Origin of the sequence: Leptotrichia hofstadii, assembly GCF_007990525.1 — a bacterium.
Classification (GTDB): domain Bacteria; phylum Fusobacteriota; class Fusobacteriia; order Fusobacteriales; family Leptotrichiaceae; genus Leptotrichia; species Leptotrichia hofstadii.
This window is the reverse complement of record NZ_AP019823.1, coordinates 795704-819228: the sequence shown is the minus strand read 5'-3', so window position 1 is coordinate 819228 and position 23525 is coordinate 795704. Positions and strand designations below refer to the sequence as shown.

Annotated in this window: 20 protein-coding genes and 1 tRNA gene; 6 read left to right on the top strand and 15 right to left on the bottom strand. The window is 28.1% G+C overall.

The window, feature by feature from the left end; all coding sequences use genetic code 11:
- Positions 1 to 247 precede the first annotated feature (247 nt).
- The 5 genes from FVE77_RS03880 to FVE77_RS03865 all read left to right on the top strand — a co-directional run bounded on the left by FVE77_RS03880 (position 248) and on the right by FVE77_RS03865 (position 5250).
- On the top strand, positions 248 to 1897 hold the full coding sequence (locus FVE77_RS03880; RefSeq protein WP_026746726.1) for a L,D-transpeptidase: 1650 nt from the start codon (positions 248 to 250) through the stop codon (positions 1895 to 1897).
- 83 nt (positions 1898 to 1980) lie between these two features.
- Complete coding sequence (locus FVE77_RS12820; RefSeq protein ID WP_232052958.1) at positions 1981 to 2532, top strand: hypothetical protein; 552 nt, start codon at positions 1981 to 1983, stop codon at positions 2530 to 2532.
- Positions 2533 to 2582: 50 nt separating this feature from the next.
- Positions 2583 to 3650, top strand: a complete 1068-nt coding sequence (locus FVE77_RS12815) for a L,D-transpeptidase family protein (RefSeq protein ID WP_232052957.1) — start codon at positions 2583 to 2585, stop codon at positions 3648 to 3650.
- 160 nt (positions 3651 to 3810) lie between these two features.
- Positions 3811 to 4530, top strand: coding sequence for a queuosine precursor transporter (locus FVE77_RS03870; protein WP_026746727.1), 720 nt, complete (start codon positions 3811 to 3813; stop codon positions 4528 to 4530).
- A 15-nt stretch (positions 4531 to 4545) separates the two neighbouring features.
- Positions 4546 to 5250, top strand: a complete 705-nt coding sequence (locus FVE77_RS03865; RefSeq protein WP_026746728.1) for a radical SAM protein — start codon at positions 4546 to 4548, stop codon at positions 5248 to 5250.
- Between the two features lie 10 nt (positions 5251 to 5260).
- Here FVE77_RS03865 and FVE77_RS03860 read toward each other — a convergent pair whose 3' ends face one another.
- Positions 5261 to 5644 (bottom strand): hypothetical protein, encoded by a 384-nt coding sequence (locus tag FVE77_RS03860; RefSeq protein ID WP_006804821.1) that lies wholly within the window; start codon positions 5642 to 5644, stop codon positions 5261 to 5263.
- 873 nt (positions 5645 to 6517) lie between these two features.
- A complete protein-coding gene (locus FVE77_RS03855; RefSeq protein WP_026746729.1) occupies positions 6518 to 7402 on the bottom strand; it encodes a fructose bisphosphate aldolase in 885 nt (294 codons plus the stop codon).
- Between the two features lie 313 nt (positions 7403 to 7715).
- Here FVE77_RS03855 and FVE77_RS03850 point away from each other — a divergent pair.
- A tRNA-Leu gene (locus FVE77_RS03850) sits at positions 7716 to 7801 on the top strand.
- 104 nt (positions 7802 to 7905) lie between these two features.
- Here the strand turns inward: FVE77_RS03850 and FVE77_RS03845 are convergent.
- From FVE77_RS03845 to FVE77_RS03790, 13 genes are all read right to left on the bottom strand, one after another.
- Positions 7906 to 8970, bottom strand: a complete 1065-nt coding sequence (locus FVE77_RS03845; protein ID WP_026746730.1) for a tyrosine-type recombinase/integrase — start codon at positions 8968 to 8970, stop codon at positions 7906 to 7908.
- Positions 8971 to 9058: 88 nt separating this feature from the next.
- Positions 9059 to 9253, bottom strand: a complete 195-nt coding sequence (locus tag FVE77_RS13090; protein WP_408610398.1) for an ImmA/IrrE family metallo-endopeptidase — start codon at positions 9251 to 9253, stop codon at positions 9059 to 9061.
- A gap of 124 nt (positions 9254 to 9377) precedes the next feature.
- Positions 9378 to 9569 (bottom strand): hypothetical protein, encoded by a 192-nt coding sequence (locus FVE77_RS03840; RefSeq protein ID WP_146967845.1) that lies wholly within the window; start codon positions 9567 to 9569, stop codon positions 9378 to 9380.
- A gap of 688 nt (positions 9570 to 10257) precedes the next feature.
- Entirely contained in the window at positions 10258 to 11058 is an 801-nt protein-coding gene (locus FVE77_RS03835; RefSeq protein WP_051254507.1) for a M23 family metallopeptidase, read from the bottom strand.
- The gene (locus tag FVE77_RS03830) at positions 11045 to 12232 is read right to left on the bottom strand and encodes an efflux RND transporter periplasmic adaptor subunit (RefSeq protein ID WP_232052955.1); all 1188 of its coding nucleotides are present in this window, start codon (positions 12230 to 12232) and stop codon (positions 11045 to 11047) included. The genes FVE77_RS03835 and FVE77_RS03830 overlap by 14 nt, the downstream gene beginning before the upstream one ends.
- Positions 12233 to 12337: 105 nt before the next feature.
- Positions 12338 to 14971 carry an acetate and sugar kinases/Hsc70/actin family protein gene (locus FVE77_RS03825; protein WP_026746733.1) on the bottom strand — a complete coding sequence of 878 codons (2634 nt, stop codon included), beginning with the start codon at positions 14969 to 14971 and terminating at the stop codon, positions 12338 to 12340.
- An 82-nt stretch (positions 14972 to 15053) separates the two neighbouring features.
- Positions 15054 to 16133 (bottom strand): hypothetical protein, encoded by a 1080-nt coding sequence (locus tag FVE77_RS03820; RefSeq protein WP_026746734.1) that lies wholly within the window; start codon positions 16131 to 16133, stop codon positions 15054 to 15056.
- 53 nt (positions 16134 to 16186) lie between these two features.
- Positions 16187 to 17383 carry a tetratricopeptide repeat protein gene (locus tag FVE77_RS03815; protein ID WP_026746735.1) on the bottom strand — a complete coding sequence of 399 codons (1197 nt, stop codon included), beginning with the start codon at positions 17381 to 17383 and terminating at the stop codon, positions 16187 to 16189.
- Between the two features lies 1 nt (position 17384).
- On the bottom strand, positions 17385 to 18776 hold the full coding sequence (locus FVE77_RS03810) for a PAAR-like protein (RefSeq protein ID WP_026746736.1): 1392 nt from the start codon (positions 18774 to 18776) through the stop codon (positions 17385 to 17387).
- 32 nt (positions 18777 to 18808) lie between these two features.
- On the bottom strand, positions 18809 to 19603 hold the full coding sequence (locus FVE77_RS03805; RefSeq protein ID WP_026746737.1) for a hypothetical protein: 795 nt from the start codon (positions 19601 to 19603) through the stop codon (positions 18809 to 18811).
- An 8-nt stretch (positions 19604 to 19611) separates the two neighbouring features.
- Positions 19612 to 21282 carry a phage baseplate assembly protein V gene (locus FVE77_RS03800; RefSeq protein ID WP_026746738.1) on the bottom strand — a complete coding sequence of 557 codons (1671 nt, stop codon included), beginning with the start codon at positions 21280 to 21282 and terminating at the stop codon, positions 19612 to 19614.
- A gap of 46 nt (positions 21283 to 21328) precedes the next feature.
- Positions 21329 to 22192 (bottom strand): protein kinase domain-containing protein, encoded by an 864-nt coding sequence (locus tag FVE77_RS03795; protein WP_026746739.1) that lies wholly within the window; start codon positions 22190 to 22192, stop codon positions 21329 to 21331.
- Positions 22193 to 22297: 105 nt separating this feature from the next.
- Complete coding sequence (locus FVE77_RS03790) at positions 22298 to 23482, bottom strand: hypothetical protein (protein ID WP_026746740.1); 1185 nt, start codon at positions 23480 to 23482, stop codon at positions 22298 to 22300.
- Between the last annotated feature and the right edge of the window lie 43 nt (positions 23483 to 23525).

Sequence of the window (23525 nt, the reverse complement as noted above, 5' to 3'; positions counted from 1 at the left end):
ATTTTAGCGAATTCTTGCTGTAAAATAAAAATTTTATTAGAAAGTAAAAGCAAAATTTAATTTATGTTTTACATTTTTATAGATATTGTGGTATAATATGGCAATGAATTTCAAATTTTGAAGATGATTTTTTCTGCTTATAACGATAATAAAAAGGATGGAGAAAAAAAGATGAGAAAGGCAAGTAACTTATTGGCTTGTAAATTGAAACATTATAAAAAGAGAACGATGAACAGGAGGGGAAATTGTGACAAAAAAGCTGGATAATCTTATTGAAGCTGGAAAGGAAAAACTGAAAGCAAAAAAATGGCGAAAAATTGGAATAGTTGCATTATTTAATACCGTTGTAGGACTTAACATAAACGCCAAACCATTGAACCTGCCCAAGGAGTATTCTGAAAACATTTCTGTTGAAGGGCATGAAAATGAAGTATTTGATTACGACTTTAACAATGACGGAATAAATGAAAAAGTTGTTGTAACGTATAATTCAGTGAACAATGCAATAGGAGCTGTAATTTCAATATACACAAATCAAGGCGGAAAGGATATGCTGACATATCAGGTAACTTTTGATAAAAAGTTTAGTATTATGGAACTTCAGGCAATGCAAAAAATGTTTGACAAAGTCAAAGAATATTATCCTGAATATTCTAAAAATATTCAGCCTAACGAAACTAGATATATTACAATTTATGGGGATAATAAAAATAACGATATAATTTTTGATAAAGTAAAATTTAATAATCATGCTCCAGAAAATACAAATAACTTTTTATTCATAAAAAACTCGGCAAGCTTGCTGGAAGCGCCATACGGAAATGCCGTGGCACATCTAGGATTCAGTGAAAAGCCTGAAATATTGTTTGATATGGTATCAGACGTGGCAAATTCAAATACAAAATGGTATTTCACAGAATTTACAAAAAAAGGCGATACTAATGTAACTAGAAAAGAAAAAAAAGATAAAAATGGTAAAGTAATAGCAGAAAATCCAACAACTATCAAAGGATTTATCGCAGGTAGTGAAGACAATGTCTCAGAAAGAGGTTTTTACTGGAATAAAATGATTAATAGAATTGAAATTGTAAACAATTTTATCGACACTGCGCTAAAGGCAAAAGAAGATTTATATATTATTACAGAATACAAGCCTCTGTCACGTGATAAACCTAGCAAAAAGGATAGATTTGGCAACAAGAACAATCAGAGCATCATAGGATACACAAAGGCAAATAAGGAAGGCGAAATAATAAATATTCCCGATCAGACAATCTTTAAAATAATCGGCGAAGAAAATAATATGCTAAAAATTGAAACACCGTTTTATGGAGGACCTTATTTCATTGAAAAAACAGAAGGTACATATCAAAAGGCTGAGAATATAAAAGAGAAAGTTAATAAATTTATAGCAATTGATCCACATAGCCAGACTGAAGTGCTTTTCCAAAGAAATCCTGAAACTGAAAAATATGAAGTCGTAACATATTCGTATGTAACTACCGGAAAAGACGGATGGGGTTCCTATGAAACACCGCACGGGGCATTCTTAATAGCTTTCACAAGACCCTACATGACTTTTACAAGACATGCAAGAGCAGGAGATAAAACGCTTCCCGGAAGATCTGACCTGACTATCGGAGGAAGCGCCAAATATGCAGTAAGATTCAGCGGTGGAGGTTATATGCACGGGATTCCTGTAGGACTTAATTTCAAAGGATCTACATTAAATACAGGAACCGCTCAGAAAATAGGAACATATAAAGATTCCCATAAATGTGTAAGACACTTTGATGATCAGATTGAGTTTATTGTTGGATGGATAAATGCAGACAGTAAAATCAAGGATAGGGATAACACGATACCTGAAGAGCCTGTAATAGCAGTTGTTTTATAAAAGGATTTTTTTGGGAATTCTTGATTAGATATGAGTTTGAGTACCAGTTTTTGATTTTAAAATAAAAAATAAGGAGAAAAAGTATGATGAAAAAAGTAAAATTACAAAAATCTAAATTTTTAATAATGGCATTAATAATGCTTTCGATGGTTTCTGTTAATGGTTTTTCAGCTAAAAAGGCTAAAAAGGAAATTGAATGGAAGCAGATTACACTAGAGCCAGATTTAGATGGAGACGGAATTAAGGATAAGATAGACGTTGAATATGCAGAAGACGGAAACAATATACACCTCACGTTTATTCCATATATCTTCAACGACAAGGCAAAATTTGTTAAGGGGAAACCTATTGAAAAGACTATAAACAGAGCAGATTTTGAAACAAAGTTTGATACTTTCATAAAGACGTTTATAGCTGAATATCCTAAGAAAAATGCCGCATCTCAACCTGTGGCAAAGGATCAAAAACCTGCTGAACCTGTTGCGGAAGCTCCTGTTACAGAAACTCCAGCTGTAGAAACAAAACCTGAAGAGACACCAGTAACAACTGATAACCAAACTATTGATGCAGAACGAAAAAAAAAAGCACGAGCAATCCTGAAGGAGATAAGAAAAACAATAACAGTGAAACCGTAAAAGGCTCTTATACATATATTAAGAAATTTTCTTCCAGCAGACCAAAAAATTTGACATTTAATTTTCAATATGATAAACATTCTCCAAGGGAAATGGATGAGTTTGTATTCGTAAAAATGGCGGCAAGTATAAGAAAAGAACCAAATTCTAATGCCAAAGTCATAAAATCGGCAGCATACTCTCATAAATACAGAACGACAGGAATTGTTAAAAGTAATACTGGAAATAAATCAGATGAATGGTATGAAGTATTTTTTGATAATCAAATAGGTTATATTCCAAAATCAGCTGTTGAAAAAAGAGAATTTGACTGGAATGACATGATGGCAAAAGTTGAGAAGACAAATAAGTTTATAAAAGAAGCAGTTAGTGCCAATAAAAAAATATATGTCTTAGATGATTATGTTCCGCTTGGAGGAGGGGAATCAGGTAAAAGAGATAAATTTGGAAATCGTGCTAATCAAAGTGAATTTGGTTATACAGATAAAAGTTTTAAGGATTATATAAATATTCCAGATAGAACTATTATGATTGTGGAAGAAGAAAATGATAAATATGTAAAAGTTAAAATAGATGCTTATGATAACGGTACTTATTACTTAAAACCTTCTACAAAAAGATATTTGAAAGATGCTGGAATTACTGGTGAAATAACAAGATTTATCTATGTTGACAGAGCAAGTCAGAATGAAATGGTTATAGAAAAAGCAGGAGATAACTGGAATGTAGTAACTTCTTCATTTGTAACTACTGGAAAAGACGCTGGAAATTCATTTGCCACACCTTATGGAACTTTCCTAATTGCTTACTCTAAACCTGTAATGCAGTACACAGGTTCAGATAACAAGGCAGTTGTAGGGGATGCAAAAAATGCCGTAAGATTTAGTGGTGGAGGTTATATGCACAGTATTCCATCATTATTTGAACCTAAAAATACAAGAGAGCAAAGAAAAGCTGAGACAGCTAAAAAAATAGGAACTTATCCAGAATCTCATAAATGTATAAGACATTATGATGATCAGATTAAGTTTATATATGACTGGTTAGGAAATTCAACACCTGGACATTCAGAAGGATTTAGAGTGCCTAGTGTTCCTACAGTTATGCTTGTTAAATAATAAATTAAAATTAATTCAGATGTTTGGGAAAATCCATCTCTAAAAAAAACCTTTTGGAAACACATATTATTCAAAAGGATAGTGTGTGTTTTTTATTTGCCTAAAAAATTAGGGAAAAATTTAATTAAATAAAAAATAAAAATTATGAGGAGGAAAAATTTTGGAATTTTTTAGAAACTTTCAGTTTGGAGTAAATGAATTAATGTGGTTAGGCTACTTGCTGCTTAATTTTACAGCAGTTATCTTGGCTTATAGATTTTGGGGAAAGGCAGGACTGCTTTCAATTGTACCGCTTTCAATAGTTATTGCAAATATTCAGGTTGGGAAGATGATGACCTTGTTTGGTGTGGATACGACAATGGGAAATATTGCATTCGGCGGGATTTATTTAGCATCAGATATTCTTTCTGAAAATGAAGGGAAGAAGTATGCTAGAAAAGTGGTTTCACTAGGATTTGCCTCAATGCTGTTTACAACTTTTATTATGCAAATTGTCTTAAAAATACAGGTAGCGCCGTCTGACACTATGCAAGGGGCTTTAAGTCAAGTATTTGGGTTTATGCCGAGATTAGCAGTTGCGAGCGTAACTGGATTTGCGGCTTCACAGGCATTTGACATCTGGTCTTATCAGGCAATCAGAAAATTGCGTCCAGACTTTAAAGATATTTGGATTAGAAATAATGCAAGCACAATGTTAAGTCAAATACTTGATAATATAGTATTCTCGTTTATGGCATTTTTAGGAGTTTATTCAATGAAAGAAATAATTGTAATTATATTTTCAACTTATTTCCTAAAAGTAGTAATTGCATTATTGGATACACCGTTTGTATATATTGCGACAATTTGGAAAAATAACGGAAAAGTAAGTGAAGATTAATGAAAAGGAATAAAGATGATAAGATATAGTGTAATAAAAGAAAAAAATCCTAGAGAAATAGTGCTTTTAAAAGGATTCAGCTGTGCATACGGAAAATGTGCATTTTGTAATTATATTTTGGACAATACAGATGATGAAGAGGAAATGAACAGAGTAAATTTGGAGGCGATTAATCAGATTACTGGAGAAACAGGAGTTTTACAGGTTATAAATTCTGGATCTGTTTTTGAACTGAACGATTTTACGCTTTCTAAAATTAAGGAAGTATGTCGTGAGAAAAATATAAAAATATTGTATTTTGAAGCGTATTTTGGGTATATAAACAGGCTTAATGAAATTAGGGAATATTTTAATGAGCAGGAAGTACGGTTTGCTATTGGAATGGAAACTTTTGATAATGAATTTAGAACAAAAGTGCTTACCAAAAATTTTATTACAAATGATAAAGTTTTGGAAAAAATAAAAAAAGAATATAAGATGGGACTTTTTATGATTTGTATAAAAGGGCAGACAAAAGAAATGATTTTACGAGATATAGAACTTGCTCAGGAGTATTTTGATGAAATAGCCTTAAGTGTATTTGTGAATAATGATACAAAAGTGGAGCGGGATGAAGAACTTATAAAATGGTTCTTGACAGAAATTTATCCAGAGTTAAACAAAAAGAAGAATATTGAAATTCTAGTGGACAATAAAGATTTTGGAGTATATGTACAATAAAAAAGGGGGATTATTCCCCTTTATTTTTTGAAACTCCAATTCCGTTTTCAAACATATCAATTTCATTTTCCAGTTCCTTTAAATCACTTTGGACATAATGCTCATTGTCAGTTCCAAGTCTAAAAGTACGAACCAGTGGATTATTTTTATGATTTACTTCAAACATGTATTCTTCCACAACCATTTTTTTTCGATTGTTAGTCAAATCATCTTCAAAATCTATAACAAGTGTCACATTCAAATCAGAAAGTTCACTAATATCTATCCCTTTTTCATTCACTAAATAGTTCAAAATACTTTGCTTTATTACAAATTCAAGTTCTTCTTCAATTATTTCACGTGGTTTTTCAATATTTTGCGTTAAGTATAAAATAGCCTTATCTAAAAAAATCATAATTTTTCCTTTCTTTTTACTGAATTATATAAATTTATTCCTAAACATTCAATTAAGTTATTGTCTAAATTTTTTTAAAGTTGTTTGTTAATAACAGTTTTTACTATTTTTATTTGTTCCTTCTCTTTATATTTTCGCAGGATTGCTCATTGCCGCAAATCCTGCAACCTATGGCTAGACTACGACTTTTATTTGCCCAACTCCGAAACTCCTCCTTCCAGTCGTCAAACAGTCGTAGTTGAACAAATAAAAGCTCCGTCGGTTTATTAAAATTAAAACAGTTTATTTTGTTAAAGAAAAAATAGGATTAATTTTTATTTTAATAAAATTACCTGTTATAATTAAACTAAAATTGTCGTGATTTTTTTGGAATGAAATTGACTGTCTGAGCTTTTTCAAAACTTTTAAGTTATAATCAGTTTAAGAGTTGATAATAACTTTGATTAAAAAGCGAGTTTCAATTTCATAGTAATCCAGGTTTACCCAAATAATAAATGTTTAGACTATTTTCCCAAATAAAATTTGGGAATATTTCAAAAAAATGCTTAGACGAGCCAGGGATAGTGCATAGCACTTTCGCTATTCTCTTTAATATGTCATTATTTAAATATATTAAAATAACTGTTATTGCGAAATAAAGGGAAATGGCGATTGATTTCCCTTGCTTTAAAGAGATAAAAAAACATAAAAATAAAAGAAATAACTTAAAAAATAACTTAATTACTGATTACAAAGAATAAATTTAATTTAAATAAATCAACTTTATTATATAATTTTTACAATATTTTAGCAATACAATTTCCAAAAATAAAAACTGACTCATCTTCCTTAAAACAAGCCAGTTCTTATATTCAATTTATTTTTTATGCAAAATTATTTTACAGAAGCCTCATAGATTTCTTCAATTGTTGCTTCCAAAGCTTTGTTGAATTCTTCATCACTTTGCTGTGCTGACAATCCTTCAGTTAACGCTCTTGAGAAACTTGCGATTATTCCTTTATTTTTTGAAAGAATTTCATTTGCTTTTTCTCTTGGGTAACCTCCTGATAATGCTACTACTCTTACAACTCTTGGATGTCTTGTCAAATCTTCATAAAAGTTTTCAACTGTTGGCAATGTTACTTTTAACATAACATTTGAAGTTTCAGGCAATTTATCAAGATGCTTTTTAATTTCATTTTTTAATATTGTTTCACATTCTGCTTTATCAACATTGTGAATATCTACTTCTGGTTCAATTATTGGAACAAGTCCTGCCGCAATAATCTTATTTGCAACTTCAAATTGCTGATTTACTACTTTTTCAATTCCTGTTTGCGATGCCTTTTTTATAACAGAACGCATTTTTGTTCCAAAAATATGTCTTTCGTTTGCCCTTTTCAAAAGCTCATCCAATTCTGGCATTGGTTTCATTGTTTGAACCCCATCTTCCAATTCTTCAAGTCCTTTGTCAACTTTTAAGAATGGTAAAACTCCTTTTTCTTCCCACAAGAAATCCGCTGTATATTTTCCATCGATTTTTCTATCCATAGTTTGCTCAAATAAAATAGCACCTAAAATTTTTGTATCGTTAAAAGCTGGACTCTTTATAATTCTAGTTCTCATTTTATGAATCAAATCAAACATCTCTGCATCATTTGAATATTCATTTTCATCAATTCCATACAATTTCAATGCTTTCGGAGTACTTCCTCCACTTTGATCCAATGCTGCAATAAATCCTTTTCCATTTCTCATTTTTTCCAATTTTTCGTTCATCATAGCTGTCCTCCTCATTTAAAATTCAGAATTTTTAAAAATCCCTTTATATACTTTTATCATAGCACTTTTTTCAAAAATGTCAACAAAAATTTATAAATCATAAATTACAATATTAATTCGACCTAAGGAATCTATTTTTTTAATTAGATATTCTGTTTTCCTGCTCAAATTATTCTTTATCATATTTTAACTTATTTCTTTATTTACAAATCTATTTGTTATTTAAAAACTTATCTAAAAATTAAAATAACCAAGCAGTTTCATTTGACAATTACAGCTTTTCTGTGTATAATAAATGTAGATTATAAATGCGAGTGTGGTGGAATTGGTAGACACGCTATCTTGAGGGGGTAGTGGCTTTTAGCCGTATGGGTTCAAGTCCCATCATTCGCACCATCGATAAATAAAGGTTTGAATGAAAGTTCTATATAAGAGTATTTTTAGAAAAAGTGGTTTTTCCATCAAATTTTCCATCATTTTTAAAAATGTTGGAAAATAATTTATTTTAATAAATTATCTAAAACTGGAATAACAGTTTTCCTCATTTTTTCAGTTGTATGTGTATAGATTTTAAGAGTTGTAGTAATATCTGCATGTCCTAATCTTTCTTGAATAGTTTTTACATCTATTCCATTCTCTATTAATAAAGTTGTATGAGCATGTCTTAAAGCATGGAATGTAAAATTTTTGTTTAGCCGTGTTTTTATTTTGTACTTTTCCTTGTTGAAATCAGAAATCATAAAAGTATTTCCTTTGCCGTTAGCAAATATTAAATCAGTGTTGTAATAACCTTCTGATTTTTTTTTCAAAATTTCTATATCTTTTTTTCTGTTCATAAAAATTTTTTCAATAATATTATTAAATAAAATAGTTCTTTCTGAAGTAGTTGTTTTTGGAGTATCAAATGTATTTCTTTTATTTTTGTTTATTGTTCTTCGTATAGAAATGGTCATATTGTTAAAGTCAATATCACTCCATTTCAATCCTAAAGCTTCAGAAATTCTGGTACCTGTTAAATAAATAAAAGAAATTAAATCTTTTGTAATTTCTCGTATATCCATTTTTTGTATAATTTTAATATCATTTTCTGTAATTAAATCAAATTGTCTTTTTTTAGGTTTTGGAATTTTAATATTTATAACAGGATTTTTAGTTATAAGTTCCATTTCTACAGCATAGTTAAACATAGAATTTAAAAATTTTTTAAAATTACTTGGATCAGTTTTTTTTAGAATATAACTTTGAAAAAATTTTTTATTCATTTTTTCAAGTTTTACTTTTCCTATTTCATCTTTAACAATATTAAAATAATACATTCTTATTTTTTTTGTACTATCTTTTAAAAAAAGATTTATATAATTTTGAACATAGTCATTGATTAAATCTTCTATTGTTTTCAATTCAAATAACTTATTAGAGTTAAAAAATTTTTCTTGAATCTTTAACCCGTTTTCAATAGCTTCTTTTTTAGTTAAGCCACCTACTTTTTCTATAATTTTTCGTTTACCGTTAACATAGATATCGAAACTAAAATACCATTTTTTTCCTTTTTTCCTTGTTCTCATTTATTTATCCTTTCATTTTTTTAATTTATATTCAATGAAATATTTAGCAAAGTAATTTGCTTCCGCTTCCATCTTCTTTCTAAATCTATTACATTTTTCGATTTAATAAAATATTTCGATGTAAAATATAATGTCCAAGTTCATGTATTAAAACATTCTTTTTCTCGTTAATAGGTAAATTTACATTTAAAGAAACAAAAAAAATTCCTTTATATACAAAAATATTTCCCTTTTTTTTTATCTTTAAAATTACAATATAAAATTTTAATGTTAAATATATCATAAAAATAATATATATTTTTTGTTTGACACGTTTTTATTAATTCTTCTACCTTTTTTTCAACATTCGATTTCAATTTATTTGCCTCCAGATAATTTATTTTTAGATAATATTAAAAATTGTATAACTATTTTAAATTTTTTGTTCTTTTTTCAAAATCTCTTAAAATGTATAATAAACTATTTATTCTACCTTTTCCAACTAAATTTAAAATTTCATAAATCTCTTTACGTTCATCTTCTGTCAACCTTAAAGATAATGCTTTATTTCTTACTAATCCCGTTGCTTTTCTACCACTTCCAATAGGTTTAGTTCTCACTTTTTCCCACCTCTTATTTCTGTTTTTTTCATAGTTTCCTTTCATTTTCATATATTTGTACACACAAAAATTTTAACATATAATTTTCTAAAGTGCAATACTTTTTTGAAAATATGACAAACAAACAGGAAAATAAATATAATATTATGTAGAGAAGTAAAAAGATGTTAAAATAAAAATTATAAGAGAGCAAAGATTATAAATTCAAAAACTTTTCAACATTATTTCAAGTGTTTGCAGTGAAATTGAATAAAAAAATCTAACAAGAAACAGAAAAATTAAAATATTTAGCAGACATAACTATTTAAATATTACTAATTTAAAAAAATTTAAAGAACAGTTGATTATAATGTTAAAAAATGTTAATGATAGAACACATACAATATTTTAAATTTAGGAGTTTCAATCATTTTAAGAATTGTACTAACTTATTTAAAAACATCAATATAGTTCAAAAAAAAAAAAAAACTGTGCCTTTTATCCTATATCCAAGATTTTAGGCACAGTTTATGAGATAACTTCCACTTTTCCAATGCTTCTGATTACTTTTCCGCCTTCCTAATTAAAGCCGTCTAGTATCATTGAGCCTGTGTTGTTATCAGAAACATTCAAAGTTTATATTTTAAAAGAGTTGTAATTCAATCTATTACTAAATTTGTCAACAATACTCCTATTTTATTTTTCTAATTTATCTATATTCAAAATCCATCGGATTAACTGAGTTTCCATCTTTTAAAACTTCAAAATGAAGATGGGAACCTGTACTTACTCCCGTACTTCCTACCTCTCCTATTTTATCTCCCATTTTCACGTTATTTCCTACAGCTGTGTTTATTTTATTTAAATGAGCGTATCTCACAGTTAATCCATCTCTTCTTCTCACTTCAATGAAATTACCATATCCTCCATTCCTTCCAGCATAAGTTACTGTTCCATCTACTGACGACATTACGGCAGCTCCTGTTACCGCTTTAATATCAATTCCATTATGAATTTTTTCTTTATTTGATATAGGATGTACTCTTTTTCCATATTTACTTGTTATTTCAGTTGATAGTACAGGCCAGAAAAGTTCATTTGTATTTTCCGAAATATAATTATCATTACTTTCATAATTTGGTGTAATTTCTTGTTTGGAAATATTTAATTTATTCACAGAATAATTTTTGTTGTTGTTATTTTTATTTGTTAATACCTTTGGGATATTTTGAGGGGTGTTGTAATTTTCTGTAGCTTCCATTTTTATATCTTCTTGTGCTTGTGAATTTGTATCCATTATTATTAATGTTTCTAAATTTTCATTTTGAGAAGAAATATTTGTTTTTACATTATTTTTTTCTTCTCTATTCTTTAAAATTTGCTCTATTTCCAAAATCTTTTTATCATCCTCATCTTCATATTCATTTTGACTAATTTTTCCTATAAAGAATGCAAATAAAATTAAAACAATTGAATATCCTGCTATTTTTAAAACATTATTTTTTTTCATTTCTTTTCAACCTTATTATCTCAGCTTCATTTTTCTCTATATCTTTTTTCTTTTGTTCATTTTCTCTTTGTAATTTTTCAAGCTCTTTTTCTTTATTTATCTTTATTTGCTTATAGTCTATTCTTTTCACAATTACATTATTTTTTATTTTATCATTAGGATTTACTACTATTTCCATTCCCTCTTTTATATTTTCACCAGAAATTTCTATTTTCTCTCCATTATTCATACCAACTAGAACTTCTTTTTCAGTAACTTTATTATTTTTATCTATCAAATAAATATAATATTTATCAATTTTTCCATTTTTAGATTTTCGTTTAATTACAGCATTTAATGGTACAGTTATTACGTTTTCCTTCTTCTGATGAATCAGCCTTATATTTACTTCCTGATTTAAACTTAAATCTTTAAAATCTGAAGTTAAAAATTCCAATGTTTTCAAATTTTCTATACCTATATTATTTATTTTATACAAAATGGCTTCATATGAATTATTATTGTTTATTACACTAATATTTGCTGTATTTCCTACATTAACATATTGTAGCTGATTTTCTCTTACAGGTTCACTGACAATCTTGACATCCTGTATTTTTGCTAAAACTACCACTGGAGTCAACGAATCAGCATATTGTCCTTTTAAAGCATTTATTTTTACAATATAGCCATCAATTGGACTTATTATAGCTCTTCGTACTAATCCACTTTCATTGTTTAATTTTATCAATTCTCCTTCCAATGCTTTAATTTCTCCAGTAAGGTTATTTATATCATTTGTAGTATCTGCTCCTTCACCATATTGATTTTTCAAAAATCTTAGTTGCGAATTTTTAACAGCTAGATTTTGTTTAAGCTCCTGCATTTTTGAATTTAAATCTCTTTCTTTGTAATCACTGAATTTAACTAAAATATCCCCCTTTTTTATCCTAGCACCTTCCTTAAAAAAAACATCATCAACTTGTAGCTGAACATCGAGTCCTATGGACACAAAATCTTTAGCTTCAACTTTACCTTTCATTTTAGTAAATATCTCTAAAGTTTCTCTTTTAGTAGTATCTACCATATATTTTTCATTTATTCTCGGAGTACACATTCCAACCATTAATAAAATTACAAAAATTAAAATACAAGGTAGTAACCAAATTATATTATCTTTTTTATTTATTATCAAAGTATCCTCCTTTTTATATTTAATTATTCTTTTCAAAATATAATTTTTTGAATTTTACCCCCTCTTTTTAAACTTTGCTGATTTTCTATTTACAAAATAATAGTATTAATGTTCCCCATCAAAATATGAAATTTCATTAAGATTATCTTCATAAGGGAAATATTGTTTTTTCCCTAAATACAGCTGATCTCCATGTCTTTGCACTGGCACTACATAAAATCCCCAATTGTTCATATCAGTATATACGAAAAATCTTACCACATTGTTTTCAATATTATCTGTTTCGTTCTGAGTGAATATTCCCGCATAACTTGGCAATATTTCTTCCGCATCCTTTTCTTCATATTCATCAACATTTTTATAAATCACCTCTTTTTTCAGCTCGTCTTCTGCATTGTGAACATATAATTTTAGCTCCATTGCGGAACTGGACTTATCTATATGACTTACAAGTATATTGGCTTTTCTTGAAGTTTTAAGCATTTCAACTTTTTCTCCATCATATCTTTCAGCATATACAGAATACGGTACTAACGGCACTTCATTTTCTATATTTACATCCATATGTCCAAATCTCTTATAATCCAAGTATTTTATCGCTCCGTCAAGACAATTTAATTTTAATTCATAATCATCCCTGTGGCTAAGTTCCTTATACTCTATCATTTTTCCAGGCACAAATTCCTTTAGAACTTCCTGAAATGTACTTATTTTTGTAGATTGTCCACTTAACTTGATTAATGAATATTCAAATAACATACCTTCCTTGTAATAGGTATTCAAGAATTTTCTAAGCATTGAATAAATATCCGATTTTAATATTTTTTCTATTTCCTTTATAGTAAAAATTTCATCAGGAAATTTATTTATTGTTTTAAATTTATCATTTTCCATTATATGAATATTCCATGTTTTCAATTCTGTTATATGTAAATCCTTTTCTCTTTCCATAATTTTAGGAATGTCAAATCTTGTTCTTAGCCTTCCGTCAGATGTAAAAAATTCTTTTTTCATATTTTCGGCAGCTTCCCATAACATATAAAAGTTATTCTTTATTTTTCTATACGATTCACTCATTTTATTTTCAAATTTCGAATATTTTGTAGGAATTATTTTTTCACTTTTTTCATATTCCCTGTCTAAATTTTCAAATATTTCTTCTATTCCGTATTCATCTATAACTTTATAAATCATATCATTATCATATGGGATTAAGTCATTAACTGATATTTCATTATTTTCTGAATATTTCTCCGCAAGTACCACTTTCAAATACTGCATTAATCGGTATGTTAAATTATTTCCCCCAAAATTTTCATCCCCATTTTCAAAACTTGTCTTTATATCAAGTTTATACGAAATTTTTCCATTGTCAATCACATATTTACAAGCCGCAAGATCTGTTGTTCCTCCTCCACAGTCTATAATTAACGCACTGTATTCTTCCCCTTGTATATATTTTCCTTTTTTTATCTGATTTTCTATTGTATTGTATAGCACAGCTATCGCTTCATCCATAGCATTGTCCGTTATTATTTCATATTCATACCTCTTGCCAGTTACTTTTCCATCCTTATTTTTCACATCAATAGAAAATATTTCCTGAAACATATTCAAAAACTGCTCCTTTAGCCTTACCGGACTGGAAGCATGTATTTTTTTAAATTTACACTTGAACATATATTCGGCTCTTCTTACAATGTATTTCAAATATGCCTTTATAATTTCTTTTCTTTCCACAAATCTTATATTTCCAAATTCATCATTTATTTTCTCTACTTCATCATGATCATGCACCCATTTCTTTAATCCGTAAAAAAGAGAGCCGTTTACAATGTAATCATTCATTTCAAGTTTTTTAACTACATCATAGCCAAAAGAATACTTTATATTATTCTCATCACTGCAATCATCAACATAGGCTATTGTCGGCAATATTTCCCTGTATCTTCTTTCTCCATCATTAAATTTTACATAGTTTATCTCATTTATTTTTATATTCCCGTTCAGTATATCATTTGTCGGTAAATCCCTTACATAATTGGTATCTAAATATGCTCCTAGCGCAGTATTAGAAGTTCCAAAATCTATACATAAAACTGTACTTGTTTCTTCCAGTTCCCTTACTTCAAAATTTTCAATATCAACTTTATAATAATTTAATTTGTACGGATATGTTGGCAAAGCATCATCTTTTTTTGTATTATAAAATTTATAGATATATTTCAAGTCATCTGACTTAAAAAATAAAAATGAAAATTTATTATTTCTTAACTTTTCTACCCTTAAAAACTCTGTCTTACATGTCAAATAGTATTCATCATTTTTTTCAAGATCCTTCTCAAGATTAAATATTCCACAAACATAATTATTTGCATTTACCAAAAAAACATTTGCATTCCCAATTTTATCAGGAATAATTATTTTATAGTTATCTTCCCTTGTCAAATTCAAATCCTTATACAAAATTATCTTGTGCGGTATCTTTATCTCATTTTCGTGGTGAATCCTAACGCTTAACTTGTCATCAAACAAAGCTTGAACCATAGGAAGCCCATTTTCATTATATTTATTAATACTGTAATCTGGCCTTGCCCCTCTAAATTTTAACAAAATATTTATCAATTCCTCCCTGGTAGGATTCTCCAAATATATATCCACAAGTTTTTCCTCTACAGCAATCTGGTACATCTCGTTATACGACTTTCTTCTCAATTCATCTTCATAAAATAATCTCATTTTCATTTTTTCCTTTCTTCATCAATTCAAATTTTTATACAATAACCCCCTTACTATCTCCTCAAATCCCTTCATTTAAAAATTAAATCTCAAATATCTCTTCAAAAACTTTCAGCACATCCTTCATTGAAATATATATCCTATCTCTTTCCCCTTCTATGAGTTCCAGGAATCCTATCTTATTCGTTTCTATATACCATTTTAAAGTCTTAAAAATTTTAGGCTTTTCTGAAAACGCTATCTCGTCCACAAAATTTTCAAATTCCTGTCTATCAATTTCTTTTTTGCGTCCCAACTTATCTAAATATTCAAACAATTCTCCAACAGCCTCATCATACGTTCTTCCCTCATCTTTCTCATTTTCATCAAATCCTTCCAATTCCAGCACCCTTTTTGTCGAAGTAGCTACATTATAAAATTTAATTTCCTTATCCACTTCCATCTTTTCAACAGTTTCTGTTTCAGTATTATAAATATAGTATCCCTTTATAAAAAAATCAAAATCAAAGGGTTCTGTTTCAGGAAGTTCCAATATTTGTTTAAATCCGCTTTTAATCTGTTCAGGTGAACTTTTGCTTTCATCTAACCTTTCTTCAAAATTAATTTTTATTTTCTTTCTATGGACTTTTTTAGTAACATAAGTCTTTAGCGTAGGTACGTTGTAACCTGAATAAATTTCAGGAGTTTTAGATTCAATTGTCTTATTTCCAATATCTTTTATTTCATCTATTTTAAATAGATAGGGAAATATACTGGTTTCTTCCATTTCCTGTTCAAGATTTTCATATTTTAAACTTTCTTTCATTGCAAAAAGTATTTTATTAACAGCTTCAGCTTTAGCTGGATACTTTCTAAAATAATCAAAGGTTTTTTCATTTAACTTTTTTAAAAAAACATCTTTATTTACTACATAAAACTTTTTATCTTCCAGTATTATTTCCAATGGATTAAAATATTCTTTAAGTTTATTATAAAAAGAAATATTAAAATTATTATCTGGAATATTTTCCTCTGCTTTCTCATCAACTTTTTTCAAAATCAATAATGAATTCTCATCTTTTATAGATATTTCATAATATCCTGTATTTTCATTTGTATTCAATATATCTTCATTATTTTTTATTATTTCTGAATCAGTGTAGATATAATTATTTATTTTCATTCTCTCCATCCTTATTTCAAATATAATTTTAATTTGTTATTTTAAAAAATTTTTTATTCTTTCATTTCCTTATATTCATGTGCAAATTTTTTGTACTCTAAAGTATAATTTTTTAATCCCTTTGTTGTTTTTAATCTTCTTACCATTTCATTAGCTTTTTCAACATCACGTTTGTCCAAATAATAGGAACATAATTTTATCAATGCTCTTGCTTCATTTTGTTCAGCAGCCTTTTTATACCATTTAACCGCTTCTTCAATATTTCCTTCTTCCTTCAACTTATCCGCATATTCTGTCTGTGCCTCAGCCCTATTTTCCTTTATTGCTGATTCTTTAAAATATTCCTTCGCTTTTCCAGTATTCCCTTTCTCAAATTCGATAACTCCCATGTAATAAATAGAATCTTTCAATCCTTTATCATACGCTTCTTTAAATAATTTTTCCCCAACAGATTTATCACCAAATACATCATAAAATCGTGCCAAAGTTACTAATTCATCTTGAGAATATTCTACCATTTTCTTTTGTTCCTTTTCAGCTTCAAAAAAATTTTTCATTATCATATTTTGTGCTGATTTCATATACAAATCTGCTATTTTTCTTTCGTTTTCATTTCCATTCAAATAATTCAAATATTTCTCTATATTAGAGTTAAGATTAATAACTTCAGTATCATTTAATAATCTATTCTTCCAATAATTCATATTTTGCATATCATTTTTTAAATAATATATTCTTACTAGAGAGTATATCGAATCTGCATTCCTTACCTTAGCCCCTTCAGTGTAAAGTTTTATCGCTTCCTCTGTTTTCCCTAATTCTTCAAGCATATATCCTAAATTCCTATATCCTTCTAAATTTCCTAATTTAATATATTCTCTGTAATATTGTTCTGCTTTTTCATATTCTTTTTTTTCATAATAAAATTCTCCTAGATTTCCTGCTACTTCTTTATTTCCTTCATCGTATGCTATTTTAAACCATTTTTCACTTTCATCTGTTTTTCCTGCCTCATAGTACATAGTCGCTATTTTTACATATGCCGCTTTATTATATTTGGCTATTTCCAGTAGCATTTCTTCAGCTTTTTTATAGTTTTTATTATTAATTTCATTTTCTATTTCAGCAACTCTTTTTTCATATTCTTCTTTATTTAATACTACTGTATAAGTTTTTTCTTGGGGTTCAGGTTTTTCACAACTTATTGTTGCTAATGATAATACTAATAGTATTATTGTTTTTTTTAACATTTTATTTAACTCCTTTTATTTCTATATCTGTAAAAAATGGTTGTTTTGAATATTCTATCTGTGAACGGTAGCTTAGCCAGTCAGAAGGAATACTAGTTTTTATTTCTTTTATAACTATTTTTTTTACACTATTTTTAGGATCGTTATTTATTTTTTTTTCAATATCTTCAACTCTATCTGAAATAAATGTAAAGTTTTTAAATTTTTTATTACTTAATTCATCATTATTTTTATTTATTTTATATTTTTCAATTTGAACTATAGCATCTTCAAATGTCTTATTTTCAATTCTTTCTAAATTTTTTAATTTTATATTATTTTGACTAATTTCTTTATCAAGTTTTTTATTTTTCAAAAACATATCCGCTTCAAAGATTCCTTTACTTATAAAGCCAGCAGTTTCTATATTCCCTACAGTTTCTTTAGCAAAACCATACATCTGTATTCCTGGTTCCCCTACTATACTTTTTGCTTTTTTAATTAGCATTATGCCTCCATCAGAATTTTCAAATAAAGATTTTGTAGATTCAGCAAGAGCAAATGTTTTTGCTCCTATCCCTGTTTGTAATTCCGTGTATAATACTCCTCCTAATGTAGAGCCTGTTGCTGCATACCCTTGATTATACAAAAACAATAATCTTCCCTCAGTTACGACTGCTCCAATATTTTTGGTTATTATCACTACAGTTGCTACAATTACCACACTTCTTATGAAATTTCTATCTGAAGGCGAAAAGAGACTTCCTAAAAAGGCATCTTTTATTTCTGGATTTTGTCCATTATATACTATATCTAACAAAGGTTCTTTATCTTTTATAAAACATTTTTTGGTTACCTCTTCTATATTACACTTTAATGACGAAGTCTTTATTAAAGCATTATATCCATTCACAAAAAAATTCTTAGAATAATTTGTCCATTCACCCCCATATTCATTGATTTTACATACATCTCCTGTTAAAGAACACTTAATTTCCATAAGTAAATTAAAATTTTCAGGCAAATTATCATTTATTGTGCCAATTGGATCTTTTCCCATAAGATATCCGCTTTTTCTGTGAACTTTAAATTCTACCATTGCTGATTTTTCCTTTACAGCTACAGCATCATCACCCATTTGAAGTAATCTAGTATTAAATTCTGCCAGAGGACAAATCAGAGTAGCTCCATCACATACAAGTGTACTTGGTTCTTCTCCTGTTATTCTTTTTCTACCTGCAAGTTCAAGAATTTGTTTATGTTGATTTTGTGCTTCCTCTTCTTCTTTTTTATGTATTTCACTTAAACTTTCCGAAACTTTTAAATAGTGTTTATTTAATCCTTCATAACTATTGATATCAGGTATTCCTTCTGATTGTGGAATATAAATTTTATCTATGTTTTCTTTTTTCATAACTGTTCTCCTAATAAATTAATTTTCTATTTTTAAATAATCATAATTCTTTCATTAATTTCATACCGTTTTCCTAATTTTAAATTTATTTGAATTTCTATAGTTTTTATTTTTTCTCTCGATTTTCTCAAATTTAATTTATATGAAAACTCATAATCTTCTATATCAATTCCGTATTCTAGTTTAATTTTTTCAATAAAATTAGATTCATTCATTATCAAGGTATCTATTTCACCAATAATTTCAATATTACCATTTTCTATTTTTTCCTTTATTTTTACAGGAATACTAAGATTATTTATAAACCCATTCAAGTAAAATCCTCTTTCTATTCTTGAAAATTCTTCATTTCTAAAATATGGATTTCCAAATAAACATTTTACTAATGCAGATTCGTTTATTCCTGCAAAAAATTGGGTATCATCTTCCTTTTCTAAAACTTCTCTAATTTCTTTAAGTTCTTGTTTTAAGCGATATTTATTTTTACATGCTTCTTCTATAATTCCAAATCTATATAAGATATTATCCTTATTTATCGCCTTACAATAAAAACTTTCCTTATCTAAATAAAGGATTAATGAACTAAATATTTCAAACATAAAAATATCTGGATATTCAATATTTTCACTATTTCTTTTTACCTCTATATTTTCTTCCAAAAGATGAAATAATTCGAAATTATCATTTTTTTCACTGTCATCTTTTAAATTTGCTAAATATACTTCTGAAGCATATTCAAAAAGTTTATTATTTATTCGATTAAATTTATCTCTAAATTCTTTTTTTAACTCAAATTCGTACTTATCCATATAAATTGTATTCTCCATAACTCCTCCTATCCATTAATCAACACATTACTTCCGCCATTTACTACAGAAAAGCCATTCGAATTTACTTCAGTATCCCCATTTGACTGTATGCTTGTATTTCCTTGTGAAGTTTGAGAAATATTTCCTGCTACAAGAGTTTTACTTCCTTCCACTATTTCTGTATAACTTTTCGCATTATTACTTATATTCCCAGCACTCTCTGAAATACTGTCTGCACTTTCCGATATACTGCTAGCAGTCTGTGAAATCGAACTTGCCGCACTTGTTGACAAACTATTAGTCGCAAGTACCATATTAAAATCCGAATCTCCCACGTGATAATTCCTGTTAGCCACATCTGTAAACCTTCCATTTCCATCATTATTAACCGCTCCTAAAACTATTGCATGTGTTTCGTTCCCGTTTGGAAAATAAAGTGCCACTCTGTCATTTACTTCTGGTGCTGGCGTAAATCCTGTATTACTTTGACTATATGGAGTTATATAAGGAAAATAACTTTTCCCAGCATATTTATCCTCAAATGACTGCCCATTTTCTCCTAATTTTAACAATCCTTCCGTTAAATTTAATGTCATAACTGCAATATCTTTTGTCTTGACTTTTTCTTTTGTATTTTCATTCTGATTATTTTCAGTTTTTTCTATATATTTATTAAGCGGTTTTGCTCCAATCGTTCTGCCCTCAAGATTATCCGAACTCCCATCAGTTCTTCCATGCTCACTCTTGCTTTCATCTGTTCTTGCAATATGTACTGTTCTCGCTTCTATTACTGCTCCTCTTATCTTTTCATGCGGTATTGGATCTACAAAATAGTCTGTCTGTTTTCCAAGTATATATTCACATTTTAACGTATTTCCTTCGTTATAAATTTTATTTTCAAGAACATAGTAATCATTTTCTACTTCTTCTCCTGATACTCTGTTTCTGGTCTTTAATTTTATTGGTGTTGCTACTGGATATACTTCTGTTCCTGTTATTTTAAAATATGTTCTCTCTTCTTTTGTTCTTTTCCCAAATTGAGAATACTTTAAGTTTGGTGTCTGTGCTGGCATATTCTTGAAAAATCCTACAAATACCTTATCTGAGTATGCCATTACTGGCTGTCCCGTATACGATGCTATTCTTTTCAAATATTCCCAGTCTGTTTCGTTATACTGGATTGTCATTCTAGGTACTGCCTGCATATCTTCACCAACATTTACAATTTTTCCATCATTTGTACCATAATTTCCATTTATTTCCTCCGCTATCGCTGAATAAGTTAATGTTGGATCTTGAAACGAACGGTATCTCGGTATTCTATCCAAAAGAACACTTTTTGAAATTGCAGTAATTTCCACTGTCAAAGCTCCTGCTGTTGTTTCGTTTATTTGCAACTCATTTATTACTCCATTTAGAAATATTTTTTCTGTTGAATTTCCAGTATTATCAGCAATATTACTTCTTCCTAGTATTTTTATTTCTTTATCCCCTTTTCTGTCTATCAGAGCATCGTATAAACTTAACTGATTTACCGAACCAATATATTTTATTCTCCCAATTGTATGTTCCCCTATCTTTGAATCAATTTCTAGACTCATATCTCTCCAAAGTATCTGCTGTCCATCAATTTCTATTTTTATTCTTTCTGCTGAAAAAAATTCTACTGGATTTTGGTTGTTTAAATTATTATTCATTTCATATCACTTCTTTCTCTTTAAAAATTTTTTCTTCCATACATTTCTAAATGTCCTTAAAATCTAATTTTTCAAATTCCGATTTCATTTCAACAACATTGTTAAATCTATCCTTTATCTCTACTTCCATTCCTTTTTCAATAAATTTTCTTATATCCTCACTTATATCTTCATCAAAAATCAATTCAGGATTATAGAATCTTTTTAATACTTCATCTGGTTTCTTTTTAGTTATCATAAAATATAGTAATGCCGAAAGGCTATATATATCTGTTCTTTCATCATTTTCAGCTTTTAATGAGTACATTTCAAGGGGAGAATATCCGTCCGTTACTTTTATATATGTCCCATTTTTTTCATCAAAATATATGCTTGATCCAAAATCTATTATTTTTATTTTATTTTTCTTATTGATTAATATATTTGAAGGCTTTACATCCCTATGAATTATTTTTTCGTTATGAATTTTTATAAATATATCTAAAATATCAAAATATATTTTTTTTATATCTTTACCTTTCACATTTTCTTCATTAAGTATATACTGTTTTAATGTTGGAAAATTAAAATATTCCTCGACAATATAAACTGTTTTATTTTCCTCAAAATAATCAAACAATTCAATTATTCTGCCTTTAGAGTTTGAATCAAGCACATTATGCAAATGAGCCAATATTTCCGCTTCCCTGTCAAAACTTTCCTTTACTTCCTTTAATCTATCCTCATATTTTTTAGTAAAAACTTCCTGATTCGCTCCCCTAATAACTAGCTGTGAAGGGAAACATTCTTTTATAACATATCTTTTTTTCTTGTTAAATGTTAAATATACATTTGAAAAATCACTTTCTGCAATTACCTGTTTTACTTCATATTTATTTTTCAACTTATAATTTATTGGCAAATAATTCATAAAAACTCCTTTTTCTAATATTAAATTTCTATTTCATTAACAAGTTTATAATCAACTTTCTGCTCTTATTTTAAACTAAAATTGCTATACAATAAAATATTCTGATTAAATAATATTTCCGTTATTATCTCTTCCCAATTTTTTCCAATTCTGTCTAATTTCCTCATCAAGCGAATCATATGATTTTCTTGCTGTTCTAGATTTTGATTTTGGTTTTGGTTTTAAATTTATATTATTTTTCTCTCTTTTTGGCTGTTTTTTTACAGGATTAACAGATGTTCTCGCTTCTCTTTTTATTTCTGGAAGTTTCACTGCCTTACTTTGATTTTCCTGTTCTAATTTTTCAATTTCTTTTTCTTCTTCGTTTTGTGGCGGTAATACAGCTGTTTCTTCCACTTTTTCTTCTACAACTGGAGCAGGAATTTGTGGTTGAACATTTTCAGGTTTAACAGTTGTGTTTATTTTTGCCATATTTTCTGATTGTTGATTTTGAGATGGCTTCTGAACAATCACTTTTTCTTTTTTAGATTTTTCTATTCTACTGTTATAGATACTCTTCCCCACTGCTGTGACAAAAAATACTGCTATTAACATCGGAAGTATGTAATTAAGTGGATTTACTCTTTCCACAACAGTAGTTACTGTATATTCTTCCTCTTCTTCCTTTTCCAAATTTTCAATAAAAATAGACAAAAACGGTATCTCAATTTTTCTCTGTACCTCTATACTATTTACTTTCTGGCTCAATTCACTTTCAAAACTAAAACGGCTGCTATTTCTTATAAACATGTCCAATATTTCATTTTCATTTACGATTTCCCAAAATTCAGCTGTCCCCGATAATATATAATCGTATTTTTTTAAATCAAGGCTTACAATTGTATCTCCCTCAATTTCTTCAATCAGTTCATTATCACGGAAAATCTTTACTTTTGAATTTCCTATATTTCCAACTATCATTTTATCATCTTCGGCAGCCACTATTGATGTTGAAAATTTACTGTAGTAATCCATATTTCTCTTAATTTTGCTTTCAATTATTTCTTTATTTGCCACATTAAGAAGATGTGTCATATTATCTTCTGACAGGCTATTATTTGAAAAATATGCTTCAGCCACAGCCATTACTGCAATTTTTGCAACATTTTCCTTCTTTTCAGTATCTTCAGTTAATATCCAAAATCCTTTTTTCCCTTCTGGAATAAATGCAGAAAATGTATTTTCCTCCTGATCTGTATTATGATGTTCCCTAAAAAAATATGTTGAATATTTAGTTTTTGTTATTTGCATAATATTTACCTTCCTTTACATTTTATCTATTAATTCTCTTCAA

Coding starts and splice junctions, on each gene's coding strand:
- FVE77_RS12820 (WP_232052958.1), top strand. CDS start 1,981: ATGATGAAAAAAGTAAAATTACAAAAATCTAAATTTTTAATAATGGCA.
- FVE77_RS03865 (WP_026746728.1), top strand. CDS start 4,546: ATGATAAGATATAGTGTAATAAAAGAAAAAAATCCTAGAGAAATAGTG.
- FVE77_RS03860 (WP_006804821.1), bottom strand. CDS start 5,644: ATGATTTTTTTAGATAAGGCTATTTTATACTTAACGCAAAATATTGAA.
- FVE77_RS03855 (WP_026746729.1), bottom strand. CDS start 7,402: ATGAACGAAAAATTGGAAAAAATGAGAAATGGAAAAGGATTTATTGCA.
- FVE77_RS03845 (WP_026746730.1), bottom strand. CDS start 8,970: ATGAGAACAAGGAAAAAAGGAAAAAAATGGTATTTTAGTTTCGATATC.
- FVE77_RS13090 (WP_408610398.1), bottom strand. CDS start 9,253: ATGATATATTTAACATTAAAATTTTATATTGTAATTTTAAAGATAAAA.
- FVE77_RS03835 (WP_051254507.1), bottom strand. CDS start 11,058: ATGAAAAAAAATAATGTTTTAAAAATAGCAGGATATTCAATTGTTTTA.
- FVE77_RS03825 (WP_026746733.1), bottom strand. CDS start 14,971: ATGAGATTATTTTATGAAGATGAATTGAGAAGAAAGTCGTATAACGAG.
- FVE77_RS03820 (WP_026746734.1), bottom strand. CDS start 16,133: ATGAAAATAAATAATTATATCTACACTGATTCAGAAATAATAAAAAAT.
- FVE77_RS03815 (WP_026746735.1), bottom strand. CDS start 17,383: ATGTTAAAAAAAACAATAATACTATTAGTATTATCATTAGCAACAATA.
- FVE77_RS03810 (WP_026746736.1), bottom strand. CDS start 18,776: ATGAAAAAAGAAAACATAGATAAAATTTATATTCCACAATCAGAAGGA.
- FVE77_RS03805 (WP_026746737.1), bottom strand. CDS start 19,603: ATGGAGAATACAATTTATATGGATAAGTACGAATTTGAGTTAAAAAAA.
- FVE77_RS03800 (WP_026746738.1), bottom strand. CDS start 21,282: ATGAATAATAATTTAAACAACCAAAATCCAGTAGAATTTTTTTCAGCA.
- FVE77_RS03795 (WP_026746739.1), bottom strand. CDS start 22,192: ATGAATTATTTGCCAATAAATTATAAGTTGAAAAATAAATATGAAGTA.
- FVE77_RS03790 (WP_026746740.1), bottom strand. CDS start 23,482: ATGCAAATAACAAAAACTAAATATTCAACATATTTTTTTAGGGAACAT.